Raw genomic sequence first — 19,777 nt, 5'->3', positions numbered from 1 at the left:
TACCCGCCTCTCCGCGACTCTTGCCGGCAGTTGGGTGCCTTACACCAGGTCAACGAACTCGAGCCGGGTTGAAGTTCCCAGTTGTTCGACTGATCGGTCTCGGATCAGCCGACGCGTTCGATGGTGTAGCGGACCAGGTGTTCCAGGGCCTCGTTGGCGGGGCCGGCGGGCAGGGCGGAGAGTTCGGCGTGGGCGATGTCGGCGTAGCCGTGCAGCTTCTCCTTGGCCAGCACCAGGCCCCGGGAGCGGGACAGCAGGTACAGGGCCTCGTCGACCTCGGTGTCGGTCTCCAGCGGGCGGGCCAGCAGCGTGCGCAGCCGGTCGCCCTCGGCGCCCTCGTCGCGCAGGGCGTAGAGGACCGGCAGGGTGTGGACGCCCTCGCGCAGGTCGGTGCCGGGGGTCTTGCCGGACTGCTCGGACACCGAGGAGATGTCGATGATGTCGTCGGCGATCTGGAAGGCGGTGCCCACGGCGTCGCCGAGGCGGGCCAGCCGCTCCACATGGTCGCGATCCGCGCCGGAGAAGGTGCCGCCGAAGCGGCCGGCGGCGGCGATCAGCGAACCGGTCTTCTCCCACACCACGCGCAGGTAGTGCTCGACCGGGTCCTGGGACTGCCGGGCGCCGATCGTCTCGCGCATCTGGCCGGTGACCAGCTCGGCGAAGGTCTCGGCGATGATGCGGACCGCGTCCGGGCCGAGGGTGGAGACCAGTCGCGAGGCGTGGGCGAACAGGTAGTCGCCGGCCAGGATGGCGACGCTGTTGCCCCAGCGCGAGTTCACGCTGGGCGCGCCTCGGCGCATGGACGCCTCGTCCATGACGTCGTCGTGGTACAGGGTGGCCAGGTGCACGAGCTCCACCACGGTGCCGGCGGTGACCAGGTCGGGGCTGGTCGGGTCGGGGCCCAGCTGACCGGTCAGGATGGTGAACAGGGGACGGAACCGCTTGCCGCCGGCCTTGGCCAGGTGCAGCGCCGCCTCCTGCAGGAACTCCTCGCCGTCGGACAGCTCGGTGATCAGCAGATCCTCGACCTCGATCAGGCCCTTGCGCACGGTCGCCGCGAGCTCGGGATCGCCCAGATCCACCCCCGCGACCACGGTGCTCTCCTCGCTCACAGCTGATGCGCTCATTTCATCTCCCAGTGCCGCGTCCGACCCCACGCCAAAGAACCTAGCGTGTGGACCGATCACCCCCTATGGACACCACCGTAGTGCGACGCACGAAACACTCGCCACGCGAAACGAAACGCCCGCGGGCGAGCGCAGGGCAAATATGCACGACTGGTGATGTGCTGCAAGTATTGACGCCATGCGCTTGCCGGATGACGACCCGAGTATGCCGGGCCTGCAGGTTCGCGGCCCGTCTCGTTCTGGACTGAGCGGAGCGACGGAGCGAAGCGGAGGAGCGGAGGGAGGGAAGAACGAGACCTCCAGGGCCGCGAACCCCGCCCGGAGCGAAGCGGAGGGCAAATCAGACACAGCTCTGCCGGCGCACGCCGAGGTCCTGGTCGTCGGGGCGGGTCCTGCCGGGTCCGCGGCGGCCGCCTGGGCCGCGCGCATGGGCCGGGATGTGCTGCTGACCGATTCCGCGGTGTTCCCGCGCGACAAGACCTGCGGTGACGGACTGACGCCGCGCGCCACCGCCGAACTCGAGCATCTCGGCCTGGGCGACTGGGTGCGGGCGCACACGGTCAATCGCGGCCTGCGGATGGCCGGGTTCGGGCGGGAGGCGCTGCTGCCCTGGCCGGACGGGTCGTTCCCCGCCTACGGAAGCGCCGTTCCGCGAACCGAACTCGACGACAAGCTGCGCGAGACGGCGATCAAGTCGGGCGCGCGGATGGTGGACGGGGCCAAGGTGGTGGAGGTGGCCCGCGAGGGCGACCGGGTCACCGGGGTGACCGTCAAGACCGACGCCGGCCTGCGCGCGGTGTCGTGCGACATCCTCATCGTGGCCGACGGCGTGCGCTCCCCCGTCGGAAAGCTGCTGGGCCGCACCTGGCATCGCCAGTACGCGTACGGGACCGCGGCGCGGGCCTACGTCAAGTCCGAGCGCAGTGACGACGAGTGGATCACCTCGCATCTCGAATTGCGGGATGCGAAAGGGGAATTGATTCCCGGATACGGCTGGGTTTTCCCGCTCGGCAATGGCGAGGTGAATATCGGCGTCGGTTCGCTGGCCACCGAAAGGCGTCCGTCGCATATCGCCTTGAAACCGCTACTGCAGCATTATGTTTCGGAACGCCGCGCGGAGTGGGGATTCGAGGGCGAGGCACGGGCGGTGGCGTCGGCGCTGCTGCCCATGGGCGGCGCGGTGTCGAATCTGGCCGGGCGCAACTGGGCGCTGGTGGGCGACGCGGCCGGGTGCGTGAACCCGCTCAACGGCGAGGGCATCGACTACGGCCTGGAGGGCGGGCACATGCTGGCCGGGATCCTGGACCAGCCCGATCTGACCCGTATCTGGCCGGAACTGCTGCGGGAACGCTACGGCCGCACCTATTCGGTGGCGCGGCGGCTGGCGGGGCTGGCCACCCACCCGCGCACGGTGCCGCTGGGCGGGCCGCCGATGATGCGGTCGAAGCTGTTGCAGCGCACCGCGGTCCGGGTGATGGGCAATCTGGTCACCGACGAGGACGTGGACCTGACCGCCCGACTGTGGCGGGGCGCGGGGCGGGCCTCCCTGCGTTTCGACAAGATCCAGCCGTTCTCGTGAACGCCCGGCCGGTTCCCGAGGAGCTGCTGCCGCATCTGCGGCGAGCACGGGATCTGGCCGACCGGCACTACGCGGAGCCCTTGGATCTGGACAGTCTGGCGGCGGCCGCGGGGGTGTCGAAGTATCACTTCCTGCGGTGTTTCGCGGCGACGTACGGCAAGACGCCCGCGGTGTATCTGGCCGAGCGCCGGATCGAGCGGGCGCAGGATCTGTTGCGCGCCACCAATGTGACGGTGACCGAGACCTGCATGCTCGTCGGCTACAGCAGTCTCGGGTCGTTCAGCAGCAAATTCACCGAGCTGGTGGGGATGTCGCCCTCGGAGTATCAAGCGAAGTTCGCGGCCGAGGGCGCACCCCATATCCCGGGTTGCTACGTCTTCATGCACGGTCTCTCGGATCGGAAACGCACACAATGACGCGAATTCATCTGGGTCACAGCCTCATCGGGACGGCAGGACGTGAATGCCGGTCTTGTCCGTCGAGAGCGCCAGCGAGCTGATGTACTGGATCTCACCCTCGGGTCCCGGGACCGCCGAGGCGATCATGTCCGGGCGCTCGAATTCCATGCCGGTGACGGCGCAGGTGAGGGTCTCCCCCGACGGATTGCCGTGCTCGTCGAACATGGGCAGCTCGATGCCGTCGTGGTCGCGGCGCAGGTAGTACCTGCCCTTGGTGAGGATCGCGGTCAACGGGGTCGCCAGGAACGAAACCACCACGGCCACAATGGGCGAGTACGGCTTCAGGGTCTCACCGAAGATGCCGAAGAAGGTCATGATCGACAGCACCGCCGACAGGCCGAAGCCGGCCAGGCCGACCGGATTGAAGTCGTAGAGCATGCCGCGCCGGAACTCCGGCTCCCTGGGCGAGATCTTCAGCACGTACTTGTTGATCGCGATATCCGTTGCGACGGTGACGATCCAGGCGATGCCGCAGTTGGCGTAGAAGCCGAGGATGTTGTTGAGGAAGTCGAACATGTTGGCTTCCATCAGGATCAGCGCGATGGCCAGGTTCAGGCCGAGGTAGACGATGCGGCCCGGGTAGGTCTTGGTGACGCGGGTGAAGGAGTTGGTCCACGCCAGCGAGCCCGAATACGCATTGGTCACATTGATCTTGATCTGGCTGATGACGACCAGCGCCACGGCCAGGGTCATGGCCAGCCAGGACGGCATCATGTCGCGATAGATCTCCAGGAACTGGTGCACCGGCTGGTTGGCGATGTCCTGCGCGCCGGGCAGATTCGCGATCAGGTAGACCGCCAGGAACAGGCCGACCACCTGCTTGATGGCGCCGAAGAGCACCCAGCCCGGTCCGGCCAGCAGCATCCAGCCCCACCACTTGCGGGCGTTCTCCGGGGTCCGGGGCGGCATGAAGCGCAGGTAGTCGATCTGCTCGGCGATCTGGGCGATGAGCGAGAGGCAGACGCCGGCGGCCAGCAGCGCGCCGGACAGGCTCACGCCCTTGCCGTCCTGGCCGCCGTAGGACAGGAAGGTGCCGACCGAGTCCGGGTGGCGCACCAGCAGGAAGCCGAACGGCAGAACCATCAGGATCAGCCACAGCGGGGTGGTCCACACCTGCAGCTTGGCCAGGGTGTTCATGCCGTAGATGACCAGCGGGAAGATCATCACCGTGGACACCAGGTAGCCGACCGGCAGCGGCACGTGCAGGCCGAGTTTCAGGCCCTGCGCCATGATCGAGCCCTCGAGGGCGAAGAAGATGAAGGTGAAGGAGGCGAACACGATGTTCGTCACCACCGACCCGTAGTACCCGAAGCCGCTGCCGCGGGTGATCAGGTCCAGGTCGATGTTGTAGCGCGCCGCGTAGTAGGCCAGCGGGAAACCCGTGAGCATGACCACGATGGCGAAGATGCCGATGCCCAGCAGGGCGTTGCCGGTGCCGTTGGCGATGCCGATGTTCGCGCCGATCGAGAAGTCGGCCAGGTAGGCGATGCCGCCCAGCGCCGAGACGCCGACCACCGCCGGGCTCCATTTGCGGTAGCTGCGGGGCGCGAACCGCAGCGTGTAATCCTCCAGCGTCTCCTTGGACGCGGCGACCGCATTGGCCGCGGGTGTTTCGACTTGAACCACCGGCACTCCTCGTTCGGGCTCGTCACGAGCTTTTTCCCGATTCGAGGGTGGTCACCGAATGTTGATCTCGGCTTTCCGATCCATTGCGCGGCCGTTACGGCAGGCTCACCGAGGTTCCGAGTGTGTGAACTCGGCTATCCGGACGCGAATCCGCCCGGCGCGGAAACGCGCAATTTCGGAGAAGCCCGCGCGGGCCGGCCGTCCATAGGCTCGAGGTATGACGACCATCACCAATGTCTCGCTCGTGACCGTGTACGTGATCGATCAGACCGCCGCGAAGCAGTGGTACATCGAGAAGCTGGGTTTCGTGGAAGCCAGCGATGTGACCATGGGCGACAACGGCTTCCGCTGGGTGACCGTGGTGCACCCGAACCATCCGGAGCTGGAGATCACGCTGATGATCCCCGGGCCCCCGCTGGACGACAATCTGGCCGAGGCCATCCGGCGGTCCATGGCCAACGGCACGCACGGCGCGCTGGGCCTGCGAACCGACAACTGCCAGAAGGCCTTCGAGGAACTCACCGCCAAGAACGTGGGGTTCGTGCAGCCGCCGTCGGAACGCCCCTACGGCGTCGAGGCCATCATCCGCGACAACTCCGGCAACTGGCTGGTGCTCATCGAACCCCGCGAATTCGATCCGGCCACGGCCCAGTTCGGCCCGGAGTAGACACCAGCCCCGTGGATGCGGGACCACCCCCGCATCCACGGTGTGCCGAGATCAGGCGGTCTGCGCGGCGAACCAGGATTCGACGGACTTGCGCTCGCTGTTCATGACCCGCTTGAGCAGGTTCTCGACCAGCGGTTCGATGGCCCCGCCGACCAGCGGAACCTTCACGTCGACCGTGCCGGTGGCCTCGATCTCGGAACCTTCGGCGGTGGGCCGCAATTCGAACGCGCCCGCCATCTCGGTGGTGATGCCGCTGGAGCGGCCGCTGAAGCCGCCCTTGGCGACGCCGTCGGTGAGCGCTCCCCAGGTGTCGGTGCGCTCGAGCATGAGCTCGCTCTTGAGGACCTTCTTGACGATGCCGGGAATCTGGTCCACGGGCGCCTGCTCGGTCATGTGGATCTGGATGGTGCCGGGGCCGTTCGGGTGGGTGAGCTCGAGCGTGGCGGTGGTCGCGCCGGCGAAGCGGGCCTCCCACATCTCGTCATTGGTCAGTGCCCGGTGAAGCTCTTCGACCGGAACGCTGTACTGCACGGTGAAGCTGAATTTTCGGGACATGCCGAAGACCGTAGCCGAGCGATGGAATAGCCTGCTGAAGTGTCGGAAACTAGCCAGTCTGATAGCGGAGCGCAGCGGAGCGACGATCAGACACAGCGCGCTGAACAGCGCCGGGCGGTTCGGTTGCGGCGGGCTCGGATCGGGGTCGTGATCGCCGCGGCCACGGTCAGCTTCCTGGCCGTGCTGCTGGTGATCGCGGCCTGGCGCGATGACCACCTGATCAACTCCGACAAGGGCGTGACCAGCGCCGAAGTCCTCTCGGCCGGCACGCTGCGATCCGCGGTCATCTTCGTGACGCCCGACGGCGAGACGCACAATCCGAAGACCGGGGTGCTGTACCCCACCAGACTGACCGTCGGCGAACGCATCAATGTCGAATACCGGCGCAGTGATCCCGATCTCGTACGCGTGGCGGGTCGCGATGCCCGTGTCGCGATCATCCCGGCGCTGTCGGTCATCGTGGTCTCCTGGGCCGTCGCCATCCCCGCGGTGTGGTTCCTCGGCTCGCCCCCGACCCGGTGGCTGAGCGCGCTCGGTGCAAAACTGCGAACTAAGCTGCGGCGGTGGAAGAACCCGTCCACCACCCACAGGTTCGCGGCCCGTCTCGATTCTGGACTGAGGCTCCATAGGCCAGCGCCTTGGAGCGAGACGGGGAGCGAAGCGGAGGAGCGGAGGAGGGAAGAATCGAGACCTCCGGGGCCGCGAACCCGCCCGGAGCGAAGCGGAGGGCAAAATTAACAGAGCATCGTTTCGGGCCCAGCTGGACAAGCAGCCGCGCGACGTCGCGTCCATGTTCGACGGTGTCGCCAAGCGGTACGACCTGACCAATTCGGTGATCTCCGTTGGCCAGGACAGGTATTGGCGCTGGGTGACGCGCAAGGCACTGGGCCTGCGACCCGGCGAGCGGGTGCTGGATCTGGCGGCGGGGACCGGTGTCTCCACCGTGGACCTGGCCAAATCGGGCGCGTGGGTGCTGGCCGCGGACTTCTCCCAGGGCATGCTGTCGGCCGGACGGCACCGCAATGTGCCCATGGTCGCCGCCGACGCCATGGCGCTGCCCTTCGCCGACGACTCCTTCGACGCGGTGACCATCGCCTACGGCCTGCGCAATGTGGCCGACCCGGATCTGGCGCTGCGCGAGATGCTGCGCGTCACCAAGCCGGGCGGGCGGCTGGTGGTGGCCGAGTTCTCCACGCCGACCTGGGAACCCTTCCGGACCATCTACATGGAGTACCTGATGCGGGCGCTGCCGCCGCTGGCGCGCGCGGTCTCCAGTAATCCGGACGCCTATGTGTATCTGGCCGAGTCGATTCGGGAGTGGCCGAATCAGCCGCAGCTGGCGCTGCGGATCGCCGACGCGGGGTGGTCCTCGGTGCAGTGGCGCAATCTCTCGGGCGGGGCGGTAGCCCTGCACCGGGCGTACAAGCTGGGCTGAGCGGAGCGCTGACCTATGGCGTTGCTCACGGCAGCGCCCCGACCTGGGCCTCACAGTCGCGGAAAACGGCTGTGAGGTGGATTGTCATCTGGCGATAACGTTCGGTAAATCCGCCGCAACCCGGGGTGGCTTAACTCGGAACCATGCCGGAACAGCCCACGTCCCCGATGAGCACCCGGACCGCGTGCTCGTACTGCGGGGTGGGCTGCGGAATCACCGTCGAAACCAAGCCCGGCGCACGCGGACTGCCCGTGATCGCCAGGGTGAAGGGCGACAAGGACCACCCGGTCAATGCCGGGCGGCTGTGCACCAAGGGCAATACGCACGCCGAACTGATGGCCGCGCCCGGCCGCATGGAGACCGCCTACCGCCGGCCCGAACGCGGCCAGCCGCCGGTGCCCATGCCCGTCGACGAGGCGATTCACGAAGCCGCACAGCGGCTTCGCGTGATTCTCGACACAGACGGACCGGACGCCATCGCCCTCTACGCGTCCGGCCAGCTGTCGATCGAGGCCCAGTACCTGGCCACCAAGCTCGCCAAGGGCCACCTGCGCACCGTGCACATGGAGGCCAATTCGCGGCTGTGCATGGCCAGCGCGGCCGGCGGGTACAAGTTGTCGCTGGGCGCGGACGGGCCGCCCGGGTCCTACGACGACCTCGATCACGCCGACCTGTTCTTCGTCATCGGCGCGAACATGGCCGACTGCCACCCCATCCTGTTCCTGCGCATGGCCGACCGGCTCAAGGCGGGCGCCAAGCTGATCGTGGTGGATCCGCGGCGCACCGACACCGCGGCGCGCGCCGACCTGTTCCTGCAGATCAAGCCGGGCACCGATCTGGCGCTGCTGAACGGGCTGCTGCACCTGCTGGTCGAGAACGGCGACATCGACGCCGAATTCATCGCCGAGCACACCGAGAACTGGGCGGGCATGCCCGAGTTCCTGGCCGCCTACACCCCGTCGATGGTGTCCGAGGAGACCGGCATCCCCGAGGCCGACATCCGCACCGCCGCCGCCTGGATCGGCGCGGCGGGCGAATGGATGTCGCTGTGGACCATGGGCATCAACCAGTCCACGCACGGCACCTGGGCCAGCAACGCCATCATCAACCTGCACCTGGCCACCGGCGCCATCTGCCGCACCGGCAGCGGGCCGTTCTCGCTCACCGGGCAGCCCAATGCCATGGGCGGGCGCGAAATGGGTTACATGGGACCGGGATTGCCGGGTCAGCGCAGCGTGCTCGCCGACGCCGACCGGGCCTTCGTGGAGGCCGAATGGGGGCTGGCGCCGGGCACCATTCGCGCCGAGGCAGGGCCCGGCTCCATCGAGATGTTCCGCGGACTGGCCGACGGAAAGATCAAAGCCTGCTGGATCATGTGCAGCAATCCCGTTGCCTCCATGGCGAATCGGCGCACCGTCATCGCCGGGCTGGAGGCCGCCGAGCTGGTGATCGCCCAGGACGTGTTCACCGACACCGCCACCAACGCCTACGCCGACCTGCTGCTGCCCGCCACCCTGTGGGCCGAGGCCGACGGGGTGCAGGTGAACTCGGAACGCAACCTGACCCTGCTGCAGCGGTCGGTGGAACCGATCGGCGACGCGCGCCCGGACTGGCAGCTCATCGCGCAGGTCGCGACGGCGCTCGGCTTCCCCGGGTTCGAGTTCGCGTCCAGCGCCGAGATCTTCGACGAGATCCGGCGATTCGCCAATCCGGCCACCGGCTACGACCTGCGCGGCATCGACTACGACGCGCTGCGGGCCGGGCCCGCGCAGTGGCCGTGCGCCGATCCGGCCCAGCGCCGCAACCCGATTCGCTATCTCAACGACGGGGTCAGCCAGACCCTGCACACCGACGAACACGGGCACACCCCACGACTGGCGTTTGCCACACCCAGCCGCAAGGCCGTGTTCTGGGCGCGCCCACACCTGCTGCCCGACGAGATGCCGGACGCGGATCACCCCTTCGTGCTCAATACCGGCCGCCTGCAACACCAGTGGCACACCATGACCAAGACCGGGAAGGTGGCGAAACTGACCAAGCTCAATGGCAAGCCCTTCCTGGAAATCCACCCCGAGGACGCCGCCCGCCTCGAGGTGCGCGCGGGCGACCAGCTCGAAATCACCTCCCGCCGCGGCCGCGCCGTGCTGCCCGTCCAGGTGAGCGACCGCGTCCTCCCCGGCACCTGCTTCGCCCCGTTCCACTGGAACGACGAGCAGGGCGAATACCTGACCATCAATGCCGTCACCAACGACGCGGTCGACCCGATCTCCCTGCAACCCGAGTTCAAGGCCTGCGCGGTCCGGCTGCGGAAGGTGGCGGCCCTGACCGCGGCGGCGCCGAATGGCACCGGCAGCGAAGTGCCGGCGGGTTTCGGCGCGCCGTTCATCGCGGGCTCCGGGGAACCCGACCGGTCGGCTGCTGTCGCCCCCGGCACCGCGAGCGGACCGCATCCCCTGGCGCTGATGCTCGGGTTGGAGACCGGTGTCGCACCGACGCTGACCGAGACCGAACGCATCTATCTCGGTGGATATCTGGCGGCGCTGCAGAGCCTGCCGGTCAGTGGCGTCCCGGTGCTGCCCGCGACCGCGCCGATCTCGGAGCGCAGCCGGGTGTGGATCGACGGGCTGCTGGGCGGGATGTATTCGCGTGGGGCGCAGCATCACTCACCGGCGCTCGACAGTGCCGTGGGCAGCAGCGCGTCGCACGGCCCGTCGGACACCGCGGTTGCGGCCAGGCCTGCGGCGACGCGCGCCGTGACCGTGCTGTGGGCGTCGCAGACCGGGACGGCGGAGGAACTGGCCGCCGCGCTGGCGACCTATCTGGCCGATTCGGGATTCGCGCCGCGCCTGCTGGACATGGATTCCGGCGAATTGTCCGACCTGACAGGTGATGTGCTGGTCATCAGCAGCACCTTCGGCGACGGCGGCCCGCCCGACAATGGCGCGGACTTCTGGGAACGCCTGAACGACAGCGCGATCCGGCTGACCGGGATGCGGTACGCGGTCTTCGCGCTGGGCGACTCCTCCTACGACGACTTCTGTGGCCACGGCCGCAAGCTGGACGAACTGTTCGAGAAGCGCGGAGCCACCCGCCTGCTGCCGCGCGTCGACAGCGAGCCCGATCACGAGGACCTGTCCGCGGCCTGGTTCGACGCCGTGGCCGATGGTCTCGCCACGTCCGCCGACAACGCTGCCGGACCGGATGGTTCGGGACCGGATGACCGATCCGCCGGTGGAGCCGGTGCCGCACCGGGCCGAGGCAGCAAGGTGGACCGGTCGCGCGGCGTCACCGGATTCGGCGGGCCCGCAGCGGGTGCTCAGGGTTCGGACGGCCCGGCCGCCCGGGCCGGCGATGTGCCGCCGGGGTGGGGTTCCCCGGGCTTCGGGCCGAGCTCCGCTCCCCTGGGCGGCGATGGCCGACGCGGCACGGTCACCGGCCTCGCGCCGGGGCGGCGGACACGCACGACCACAGCCGCGCCCTTCACGCGGAATTCGCCCGTGCTGGCGAAACTGGTTCGCAATGAATTGCTTTCACGAGATGGCTCCGGAAAAGAGGTGCGGCAATTCGGGTTCGATCTCAGTGATCCCGAGGTCACCTACGAGGTCGGGGATTCGCTCGGGGTGCGGCCCGCGAATTGTGAAGCGCTGGTGTCGGAGTGGCTGGCGGTGACCGGGCTGGAGGGGCGGCGGCTCATCGACGTCGAGGACGGTGAGCTGGCGCTGGCGGAGGCGCTGCGGACGCACTACGACATCACGCGGGTGAGCGCCGATCTGCTGTCGTTCGTGGCCGAGCACAATGCCAGCCCGCGGCTGGCCAAGCTGCTGCGCCGGGACAATCGCAATGAGCTGGACGGGTATCTGTGGGACCGGCAGGTGGTGGACGTGCTGCGCGATTTCCCGGTGCGGGCCGATCTGGTGGAGTGGCTGGGCACGCTGAAAAAGCTGCAGCCGCGCCAGTATTCGATCTCGTCGAGTCCGCTGGTGAGTCCGCGCGAGGTGCAGCTGACGGTCGGCGTGGTGCGCTACGGCGATCCGGCGGCCATCGGTTCGGCGGGCCGGCGCGGCGGGGTGAGCTCCACGTTCCTGGCCGATCGCGCCCATGCGGAGGTGCCGATCTTCCTGCAGCGGGCGCCGCATTTCCGGCCGCCGCTGGATCCGAACGCGCCGATGATCATGGTCGGTCCGGGTACCGGCATCGCACCGTTCCGCGGTTTCCTCCAGGAGCGCCGTGCCCTCGGCTGCCGGGGCCGCAATTGGCTGTTCTTCGGCGATCAGCACGCCAAGGACAATTTCTATTACCGCGCCGAACTCGAGGACATGTTCCGTTCGGGATTCCTGACCCGGCTGGATCTGGCGTTCTCCCGGGATCAGCGCGAGCGGATCTATGTGCAGCACCGGATGATCGAGCACGGCGCGGAACTGTGGGCGTGGTTGCGTGAGGGCGGTCATTTCTATGTGTGCGGTGACGCCGCGCGCATGGCCAAGGATGTGGACGACACCCTGCTGAAGATTGCCCGCATTCACGGCAAGCTGAGCGAGGACGGCGCGCTGGCGTTCAAGAAGCGGCTGGTGGCCGAGAAGCGCTACGTGCGCGACGTGTACTGATCCGGTCGCCCGCCCGCGGCGCCGGTCCGCCGATTCCAGCCCCCACAAATGTGAAACTGTGGTATTTGTAACTCGCCCGTCCAGGCTCATGCGGATGGGCGGGCCGTCACCGCGGCGGCTGCCAGGAATGCTGAGGGCAGGTGCCGTGAACCGTCGGATCAGTCGAGTCACCGCACGATCGACGGCGGCGGTGCTCGCGATCGTCGCCGCACTGGGCCTGTCGGGCGGCGTGCCCGCCGGCGCGGACGATCCCACCGCACCCGGCGTCTCGGTCCCGGACATGAAGACAGACGACGGCTCCTTCATCAAGAGCGTGGGCATCACCGACGACCGCCACGTCACCTTCACCGTCTACTCCGCGGCCATGAACCAGACCTTCCCGGTCGACGTGCTGCGCCCGGCGGACACCGCCGAGCCGCGCCCCACCCTCTACCTCCTCAATGGCGCCGGCGGCGGCGAGGACGCCGCCACCTGGCAATTGCGCACGGACGCACTGGATTTCCTGAGCGACAAGAACATCAATGTCGTACAGATCATCGGCGGCAGATTCAGCTGGTACACCGACTGGCTCCAGCCAGACCACGCGCTGGGGGTCAACAAATGGTCCACCTATCTGGGCAAGGAATTGCCGCCGTTGATGACGGCCGCACTCACCAGCAGTGGCAACAATGCCATCGCCGGTATCTCGATGGCCGGCCTGCCCGTATTGAATTCGGTCATCTTCAATCCCGGGCTGTTCCGTAGTGCGGCCGTGTACAGCGGTTTCTTCCAGACCATCACGCCGATGGCCCGGGAGGCCATCAAGATGGTCACCGAGCTCTACGGCGGCGGCAAGGTCGAGAACATGTGGGGCCCCGAGGGCGGCCCACTGTGGGTGGCCAACGACCCCACCCTCAATGCCGAGAAACTGCGCGGCACCAACCTTTTCATCTCCACCGGCAACGGCATTCCGGGCGCCTTCGACATGCCCGGCGCGCGCGGCCGGATGGAAGCGCCCGCGGACACCCCCAAGACCGTGGCGCTGGGCTCCCTCATCGAGGCGAATTGCGAACTGTCCACGGCGATTCTGCAGAAACGCCTGGAATCCCTGAACATTCCGGCGACATTCGAATTCCGCGGCAGCGGCACCCACATCTGGGGCTACTGGCAGGACGACCTGAAGACCTCCTGGCCGGTGCTCGCGCAGGGACTCTTCCCGAACCCGTGAACCCTTACACCGCCGGCGGATTGAGCCGCGCGAAGTCCGGCAGCCGGTAGTACGGGTAATAGGGATAGGGCGGGGTCACCGCGCTCGCCTTGTCCAGCCGGGCGAGCTGGTCGGCCTCGAGACTCCAGCCGACCGCGCCGAGATTCTGCCGCAGCTGTTCCTCATTGCGTGCGCCCACGATGACCGTGGCCACGCTCGGCCTGCGCAGCAGCCAGTTCAGGGCGATCTGCGGGACCGTGCGGCCGGTTTCGGCGGCGATCTCGTCGAGGACGTCCACGACGTCGTAGAGCAGTTCGTCGCGCACCGGCGGGCCCGCCTCGGCGGTGGTGTGCAGGCGGCTGCCGGCCGGAAGCGGTTGTCCGCGACGGATTCTGCCGGTGAGGCGGCCCCAGCCGAGCGGGCTCCAGACCACCGCGCCCACCCCCTGATCCAGGCCGAGCGGCATCAGTTCCCACTCGTAATCGCGGCCGACCAGGGAGTAGTAGACCTGGTGCGCGACATAGCGCGGGAAGCCGTACCGATCCGCGGCGGCAAGGGATTTCATGAGCTGCCAGCCCGCGAAATTGGAGGCGCCGACATAACGGATCTTGCCGGCGCGCACCAGCTCGTCGAGCGCCGCCAGCACCTCCTCGACCGGCGTGCCCGCGTCGAAGGCGTGCAGCTGGAACAGGTCGAGGTGGTCGGTGCCGAGCCGCCGCAGTGAGCCCTCGACCGCCGAGATCAGCCGGGCGCGACCGGATCCGGCGTCGAACGGGCCGGGACCGGTGGGCAGCGAGGCCTTGGTGGAGAGCAGCAGCTGCTCGCGGCGGCCCCGGATCGCCTCGCCCAGTACCTCTTCCGAGGCGCCGTCGGAGTAGACGTCGGCGGTGTCGAAGAGGGTGACGCCCGCGTCCAGGCTGATGTCCACCAGACGGCGGGCCTGCCGGGCGTCGGTGTCGCCCCAAGCGGAGAAGAGTTCGCCGCGACCGCCGAAGGTGCCCGCGCCGAAGCTCAATGCCGGAACCAGCAGACCCGAGGCGCCGAGCCGACGATATTCCATGACCACCCCTAACGGAACTATAGTTTCATTAACTCGCCTGACGCTACACTCGTCTCGCAGCAAATGGAACTGGAGAACCGTTATGAGCCGCGACATACGCGCAGAGGGCAGCGAGACGCACGCAGCGGACCATGCCGACCCGACCCCCGGCTCGGTCCGCCCGGGCGGGCGCACCGCTCGCGTCCGCGAGTCCGTGCTGCGCGCCGCCGGCGACCTGCTGGCCGAACGCGGCTTCGCCACCCTCGATCTGGCCGAGGTGGCCGCACACGCCGAAGTCGGCAAGACCACCGTCTACCGCCGCTGGCGCACCCCGGCGGGACTGGTCGCCGACCTGCTGGCCGATATGGCCGAAACCTCACTCCCCCACAGCGATACCGGCAGCCTGCGCGGGGACCTGCTCGCCAATGCGCGGCTGGTCGGGAAGACGCTCACCGATGCCCGGCAGGGCCGCCTCTTCCGGGCCGTCATCGCCGCCGCCACCAGCGACGACACCGCCGCCACGGCCCTGCGCGCCTTCTACGACACCCGGCTGACCGAATGGTCCCCCTGCGTCGAGGCGGCCGTCGCGCGCGGCGAGGTCCCGCCCGGAACCGACCCGCGCGCAGTGCTTTCCGCCGTCTCGGCCCCGCTCTACTACCGCCTGCTGGTCAGCGGGGATCCGGTCGACGAGCGGGCCGTCGACGCCGCCGCCGAGGCCGCCGCACTGGCCGCGGAGCAGGGCGTGTTCGCTTCCGGCACACCAGAGCACGCGCGCCGAATGCCTCGATAGTCATCCCACGGCCGCCCGCGCGCACCACCCCTCGCCGTGCCTGCGGGGCGCCGTTGCCGCGCGGTCAGTCCGCCGTCCAGCCCGGATCGCGACCGGTCAGTCCGACCACGCGATCGACGAGCGGCGCCTCGGCCGGGATATCGACAACCGGCCCGAAGAGCCCGGGCACCCCTGCCTGCGGGGTGTCACGAAGCTAGCCGAGCAGCACCGCCAGATCCGACTCCGCCGGGGCATAAGGCTGTCCGACCGCCCGGGCCAGGTCCCAGCCATGGATCACCAACTCGTCCAGAGCGAAGACCGCCATCTGCGGGGCGGGCGCGAGCACACCGCCGACCTCGGTGTCGCCCACCCAGGCCGCCGGTTCACGCCAGGCAGCCACGAGCGCCTTCAACTGCGCCGGAATGCGGTCGCGTCAACGATGCCCGGAATGTGCTTGCAGCGCTGCGCCGCAACCGGTTCGTTAGGCGGTATCAGCGGCGAAAGACGCTGGTGGGGAGGAGAATTGATAGATGAAAGGTGATCGCGTGGAGATCGTCGTCGACACCGGCGACGGGTCTCGGAACTACGAAATCATGGCGACCAGAGCGGGCCGCCGCATCGAGACCCGCATTGCGCGGGGAATCGTGGAGGTCAGCGAAGTGACTCGAACCGGCGGGCCGGTCCGCACCGCCCGGTTCATGGCGGGCCGGGTACTGGCCCTGGTCGAGTACCCCGCCGACGACGCGGCGCTGCCCGGCGAGTGATGGGCGGACCGGTTGCCGAGCGGGATGAGGACGGGTTGCCGAGCTGGTGAAACGGGAGCATTCTCGAAGTGCCCGACTGCACGGCCCGCCCACCCCGGCAGAGAGGAGCAAGCGATGATCGATCGCATCGACGCAGTGCCCGAGGCCGACTATGTAGAACAGAGCACCCCCGCCAATCCGCTGGACGAGGTGAACCCCGAGGCGCTCGAATCGGACTCCGAGATCACATCGCTGCCCGCCGGAGACAGTGGCTGGACCGCCTCCGAGGGGGATCTGGTCGAGCAGGCGATCCCCGTTCCCATGGACGACGACTACGAATCGGACGCCGGCAGCGAGTACTGACCGGCGCCGTTCGCGCCCAAGCTAATTCGACACGCCCGCCCGCACGGTGGCGTGCAGCTCCCGCAGGCCCGACCGCTCGGTCGCGACCTCCAGGACCCGGATGCCGTGCGCGTTGCCGGTCAGCTCGATCGCCAGCTGCGCGGGGGCGACCTGGCGGTGTGGAATGCGGTAGGCGGCGCACAGCGCGGCCAGATTCATGCCGTGGGGGGTGCCGAAGACCCGCTCGAACACGCCCGCGTACTGCGGATCGCCCTGTTCGAGCAGTTCGAAGATGCCGCCGCCGTCGTCATTGGCGACCACGATGGTGAGGTCCTCCGGCCGCGGCTCACCCGGGCCGATGAGCAGGCCGGACGCGTCGTGCAGGAAGGTCAGGTCGCCCATAAGCGCGACGGTGCGGCCCGGATGGGTGAGGGCCGCGCCGACCGCCGCCGAGACGGTGCCGTCGATGCCGGCCACGCCGCGGTTGGACAGCACCCGCACGCCGGGCCGCGGCGCGGAAACCAGCGCGGCGTCACGCACCGGGTTCGAGGCGCCGAGCAGCAGCTGGTCGCCGTCGCGCAGGGCGTCCATCACCACGGCCGCGACATGCAGACCGGTCGGCTTCGGGTGTCCGGCCAGCTCCGCGCGCACCACGGTGACGGCCTTCTCGTTCAGCTCCCGGCACAGCTCCAGCCACTCCGGCCGCGGCGCGCCGTGGGTGACCGCGCGGGTGCCGGTGCCCACCACATTGCCGGACACATCGGGCCAGCGCGGGCCGGTGGTCAGCGCGTACACCGTGATCTCCGGGTCCGACAGCACCCGCGACACCTGCCGGTGCAGGGTGGGCCGGCCGGTGATGATCGCCTGCCGGGGCTGCAGCAGCGGCAGCGCCAGCGGATGCAGTGCCGGGCCGTGCATGGGCGCGGTGGGTTCGGCGACCGTGGGCAGGGCCGCGAGTTCGGGGCGATGGCCCGCGCCGTGACCGGAGATGACCAGGGTGTCCGGGGTCAGGTCGATGTCCAGCGGGACGTCGAGGGTCGCGTATTGCGTTGCGGTCCAGGGCTCTTCGTGTTGCCGGCCCGGAGGCAGCGAGTCACCGGCGGCCAGGTCCGGCACCAGCGGTTCCCGCAGCGGAATGTCGAAGTGCACCGGCCCGGCATTGCCGGAGCGGCTGCCGCGGGCGGCGGCCAGCACGCGGCAGACCGCGGAGCGCCACACGCTGTTCTGCTTCGAGTACAGATCGTCGCCGGGCTCGGACTCGGCCAGCCCCAGGCTGATGGCGGCGCGCACCTGGCTGCCGAAGAGACCGAACTGCTCGACGGTCTGGTTCGCCCCGGTGCCGAGCATCTCGTACGGGCGGTTGGCGCTCAGCACGATCAGCGGGATGCGGGCGTAGTTCGCTTCGAGGACGGCCGGGCCCAGATTGGCCACGGCGGTGCCGGAGGTCATGACGACGGGCACCGGGCGGCCGCTGGCGGCGGACAGGCCGACGGCCAGGAAGCCCGCGGAACGCTCGTCGATGCGCATGTGCAGCCGGATCCGCCCGGCCTGGTCGGCCGCCTGCAATGCGAAAGCCAGCGGCGCATTTCGCGACCCGGGGCACAGGACGACATCCCGCACTCCGCCGCGCGCGAGCTCGTCGACGACGACGTGCGCCTGGGCTGTCGAAGGATTCACACCTCCAGCCTCTCAGACAGCCGCCCGCCCCGCTCCGTCGGCCCGCTCACACCTGTGTTATTAAGTTAGGGTTTGCTAACCTAAGCCAATGGCGAAGCGCAGCAAGCATGTCAAGCCCGAGCACCGCGAGATCCACACCGCGGAGGTCCTGGCCAGCAAACGGATCAGCCCCCATTTCGTCCGCGTCACCCTCGGCGGCCCGGGCCTGGCCGGATTCACCGCCATGGGCTACGACCAGTGGTTCCGGCTGTTCATGCCCGGACGCGACGGCAACCTGCGGCTGCCCACCTCCGCGAGCAACCTCGGCTGGTTCGCGCAGTACCTGATGATGGGCAAGGAACACCGTCCGCTGGCGCGCAACTACACGGTGCGGGATTACCGAGCGGCCGGTTTCGGGGAGTTCGGCAGCACGGCCGAGATCGACATCGATTTCGTCTCACACGGTGACGACAGTCCCGCCTCCGCGTGGGCCAACAGCGCCACACCCGGCTGCCAGGTCGGACTGCTGGACGAGGGCATCACCTATCAGGCTCCCGGCCATAGTGATTGGACACTGCTGGTGGGTGACGAGAGCGCGCTGCCCGGCATCGCAGGCGTGCTGCGGTCGCTGCCGCGGGATGCCCGGGGCGCGGCATATCTCGAGCTTCCGTCCGCCGAGGACCGGCAGGAACTGGGCGAACCCGCAGGCGTGCAGGTGAACTGGCTGGTCCGCACGGATCCGCACGGCGAGATCGGCGCACTGGCGGCGGAGGCCGTGCGCGGGGCGGACCTGCCCGGCGCGGGCGTCTACGCCTTCGTCGCGGGTGAGCAGAAGCTGGCCGCGGGAGTGCGGCGGCATCTGGCGCAGGAGCGCGAAATCCCCAAGGCGGACATCACTTTCACCGGCTACTGGCGGGTGGGCAAGTCCCAGGGCTGAACCGGCGCACGGAGCCGGAATGAGGCGAGTGCCCCCGAACCACCTCGGCGGGCATTCGCTGTCCACGGGCGGCAGCACCGCGGACCGTGACTGTTCGCGGCCCCTCGCCGGGCCGCGAACCGGTCGGCCTGATTAACCAGCGTGCTTCTGCACCAGGTCACCCAGGCGCGGAAGGGCCTCGGCGACATGCTTCTTCGCCGACGAACGCATGGAGTTGTAGACCTTGGTCAGCGCCGGGCGCGAGGACGCCTCGGCCCGCGCGTCGGTCACCGACAGCAGCGCGTCGGCCACCTCGTCCTGCTTGGCGACCAGCAGATCGGCGAACGACCCGGCGCCACCGTTCTTGTACTCCGCCCAGAACGGCTCCAGCTGCTCGACGAACTTGGGCGCGAAGGACTCCAGCGCGTCACTCACGATCGAGGGGCTGACCTTCTTGATCGCGGCGTAGCCGCCCTTGACGACCAGGCCCGACGCGCCGCCCTTGTCCGACACCTCCTCGTCCAGAACCTTCTCCGCGTCGGCGATGAAGGCCGGACGCTTGGCGTCATCGAGCAGGGATTCAGACAGTGCTGCAACCACTTTCAGGTTCCTCCGGATAGTTTTTCGATGAACGAGCGCACGCAACTATACGCACCGGTGTCCCCGCACACACGATGCCAATGCGCTGCTACTGCCTCAGCAGCAACAGCACTGTAAGCCCTCCGCAATCGATTGGCAGCGTTTCACTTTCGGTTACCGATCGGTCGGAGTTCTCTCCGCACCAATAGCAAGCGTCCGATCGAGCCCCGGGCAACCCCGCCCGCTAACAATCAGCGCGCTTGTCGGATGGCCGAATTCCGCCGCCGGTATTCCGGAGCGACGCGCAGAACACGGCGCCGAACTGCGGTGGGTCAGCACCGCGCCGGGAACCGGAACAGTATGTTCACTCCCGTGACCTTCAATGCGACGCTGTGGCGGCCCGTCCCGGGATTCGAGAACCTCACCGACATCACGTACCACCGGCACATCGAGCAGGGCACGGTGCGGATCGCCTTCGATCGCCCCGAGGTACGCA

Annotated in this window: 17 protein-coding genes and 2 pseudogenes; 12 read left to right on the top strand and 7 right to left on the bottom strand. The window is 68.7% G+C overall.

The window, feature by feature from the left end:
* Nucleotides 1-104: 104 nt before the first annotated feature.
* Nucleotides 105-1,127, bottom strand: a complete 1,023-nt coding sequence (locus tag ACWEKS_RS44125; RefSeq protein WP_452345671.1) for a polyprenyl synthetase family protein — start codon at nucleotides 1,125-1,127, stop codon at nucleotides 105-107.
* Nucleotides 1,128-1,479: 352 nt separating this feature from the next.
* Between ACWEKS_RS44125 and ACWEKS_RS44120 the strand changes: the two genes are divergently transcribed.
* Both ACWEKS_RS44120 and ACWEKS_RS44115 read left to right on the top strand, forming a co-directional pair.
* Nucleotides 1,480-2,706 carry a geranylgeranyl reductase family protein gene (locus tag ACWEKS_RS44120; protein ID WP_452345674.1) on the top strand — a complete coding sequence of 409 codons (1,227 nt, stop codon included), beginning with the start codon at nucleotides 1,480-1,482 and terminating at the stop codon, nucleotides 2,704-2,706.
* Entirely contained in the window at nucleotides 2,703-3,122 is a 420-nt protein-coding gene (locus tag ACWEKS_RS44115; protein WP_452345670.1) for a helix-turn-helix domain-containing protein, read from the top strand. The genes ACWEKS_RS44120 and ACWEKS_RS44115 overlap by 4 nt, the downstream gene beginning before the upstream one ends.
* A 24-nt stretch (nucleotides 3,123-3,146) precedes the next feature.
* On the opposite strand, the gene ACWEKS_RS44110 is transcribed toward ACWEKS_RS44115, so the two are convergent.
* A complete protein-coding gene (locus tag ACWEKS_RS44110) occupies nucleotides 3,147-4,796 on the bottom strand; it encodes a purine-cytosine permease family protein (protein WP_452345669.1) in 1,650 nt (549 codons plus the stop codon).
* A 211-nt stretch (nucleotides 4,797-5,007) separates the two neighbouring features.
* Between ACWEKS_RS44110 and ACWEKS_RS44105 the strand changes: the two genes are divergently transcribed.
* Nucleotides 5,008-5,457, top strand: a complete 450-nt coding sequence (locus ACWEKS_RS44105) for a VOC family protein (protein ID WP_452345668.1) — start codon at nucleotides 5,008-5,010, stop codon at nucleotides 5,455-5,457.
* A 51-nt stretch (nucleotides 5,458-5,508) separates the two neighbouring features.
* Here the strand turns inward: ACWEKS_RS44105 and ACWEKS_RS44100 are convergent, their stop codons facing one another.
* Nucleotides 5,509-6,012 carry a DUF2505 domain-containing protein gene (locus ACWEKS_RS44100; RefSeq protein WP_452345667.1) on the bottom strand — a complete coding sequence of 168 codons (504 nt, stop codon included), beginning with the start codon at nucleotides 6,010-6,012 and terminating at the stop codon, nucleotides 5,509-5,511.
* A gap of 123 nt (nucleotides 6,013-6,135) precedes the next feature.
* On the opposite strand from ACWEKS_RS44100, the pseudogene ACWEKS_RS44095 reads away from it, so the two are divergent.
* The 4 genes and pseudogenes from ACWEKS_RS44095 to ACWEKS_RS44080 form a co-directional block, all read left to right on the top strand.
* Nucleotides 6,136-6,513: pseudogene (locus tag ACWEKS_RS44095) on the top strand (DUF3592 domain-containing protein); the annotation flags it as partial.
* 232 nt (nucleotides 6,514-6,745) lie between these two features.
* Nucleotides 6,746-7,447, top strand: a complete 702-nt coding sequence (locus ACWEKS_RS44090) for a demethylmenaquinone methyltransferase (RefSeq protein ID WP_379399601.1) — start codon at nucleotides 6,746-6,748, stop codon at nucleotides 7,445-7,447.
* A gap of 143 nt (nucleotides 7,448-7,590) precedes the next feature.
* Nucleotides 7,591-12,051, top strand: a complete 4,461-nt coding sequence (locus ACWEKS_RS44085) for a molybdopterin-dependent oxidoreductase (RefSeq protein ID WP_452345666.1) — start codon at nucleotides 7,591-7,593, stop codon at nucleotides 12,049-12,051.
* Nucleotides 12,052-12,196: 145 nt separating this feature from the next.
* Nucleotides 12,197-13,258: an alpha/beta hydrolase gene (locus ACWEKS_RS44080; RefSeq protein ID WP_452345665.1), complete on the top strand. Its 1,062-nt coding sequence runs from the start codon at nucleotides 12,197-12,199 to the stop codon at nucleotides 13,256-13,258.
* A gap of 4 nt (nucleotides 13,259-13,262) precedes the next feature.
* Here ACWEKS_RS44080 and ACWEKS_RS44075 read toward each other — a convergent pair whose 3' ends face one another.
* Nucleotides 13,263-14,297: an aldo/keto reductase gene (locus ACWEKS_RS44075; protein WP_379431269.1), complete on the bottom strand. Its 1,035-nt coding sequence runs from the start codon at nucleotides 14,295-14,297 to the stop codon at nucleotides 13,263-13,265.
* 82 nt (nucleotides 14,298-14,379) lie between these two features.
* Between ACWEKS_RS44075 and ACWEKS_RS44070 the strand changes: the two genes are divergently transcribed.
* Nucleotides 14,380-15,066, top strand: coding sequence for a TetR/AcrR family transcriptional regulator (locus ACWEKS_RS44070; protein WP_452345664.1), 687 nt, complete (start codon nucleotides 14,380-14,382; stop codon nucleotides 15,064-15,066).
* A 193-nt stretch (nucleotides 15,067-15,259) separates the two neighbouring features.
* Here ACWEKS_RS44070 and ACWEKS_RS44065 read toward each other — a convergent pair whose 3' ends face one another.
* A complete protein-coding gene (locus tag ACWEKS_RS44065; protein ID WP_452345663.1) occupies nucleotides 15,260-15,445 on the bottom strand; it encodes a hypothetical protein in 186 nt (61 codons plus the stop codon).
* A gap of 130 nt (nucleotides 15,446-15,575) precedes the next feature.
* Here ACWEKS_RS44065 and ACWEKS_RS44060 point away from each other — a divergent pair, with 130 nt between their 5' ends.
* Nucleotides 15,576-15,809, top strand: a complete 234-nt coding sequence (locus ACWEKS_RS44060; protein WP_364625607.1) for a hypothetical protein — start codon at nucleotides 15,576-15,578, stop codon at nucleotides 15,807-15,809.
* 114 nt (nucleotides 15,810-15,923) lie between these two features.
* Entirely contained in the window at nucleotides 15,924-16,151 is a 228-nt protein-coding gene (locus ACWEKS_RS44055; RefSeq protein WP_452345662.1) for a hypothetical protein, read from the top strand.
* 21 nt (nucleotides 16,152-16,172) lie between these two features.
* Here ACWEKS_RS44055 and menD read toward each other — a convergent pair whose 3' ends face one another.
* Complete coding sequence (menD, locus tag ACWEKS_RS44050) at nucleotides 16,173-17,807, bottom strand: 2-succinyl-5-enolpyruvyl-6-hydroxy-3-cyclohexene-1-carboxylic-acid synthase (protein ID WP_452345661.1); 1,635 nt, start codon at nucleotides 17,805-17,807, stop codon at nucleotides 16,173-16,175.
* 88 nt (nucleotides 17,808-17,895) lie between these two features.
* On the opposite strand from menD, the gene ACWEKS_RS44045 reads away from it, so the two are divergent.
* Complete coding sequence (locus ACWEKS_RS44045; protein ID WP_452345660.1) at nucleotides 17,896-18,723, top strand: siderophore-interacting protein; 828 nt, start codon at nucleotides 17,896-17,898, stop codon at nucleotides 18,721-18,723.
* Nucleotides 18,724-18,855: 132 nt separating this feature from the next.
* Here ACWEKS_RS44045 and ACWEKS_RS44040 read toward each other — a convergent pair whose 3' ends face one another.
* Nucleotides 18,856-19,302 (bottom strand): DUF6918 family protein, encoded by a 447-nt coding sequence (locus tag ACWEKS_RS44040; RefSeq protein ID WP_364625618.1) that lies wholly within the window; start codon nucleotides 19,300-19,302, stop codon nucleotides 18,856-18,858.
* Nucleotides 19,303-19,653: 351 nt separating this feature from the next.
* On the opposite strand from ACWEKS_RS44040, the pseudogene ACWEKS_RS44035 reads away from it, so the two are divergent.
* A pseudogene (locus ACWEKS_RS44035) lies at nucleotides 19,654-19,777 on the top strand (1,4-dihydroxy-2-naphthoyl-CoA synthase); the annotation flags it as partial.

The sequence above is a fragment of the Nocardia sp. NPDC004711 genome (assembly GCF_053601595.1).
Note: the sequence above shows the minus strand (reverse complement) of the source record. Positions and strands in the feature narration are given on the sequence as shown.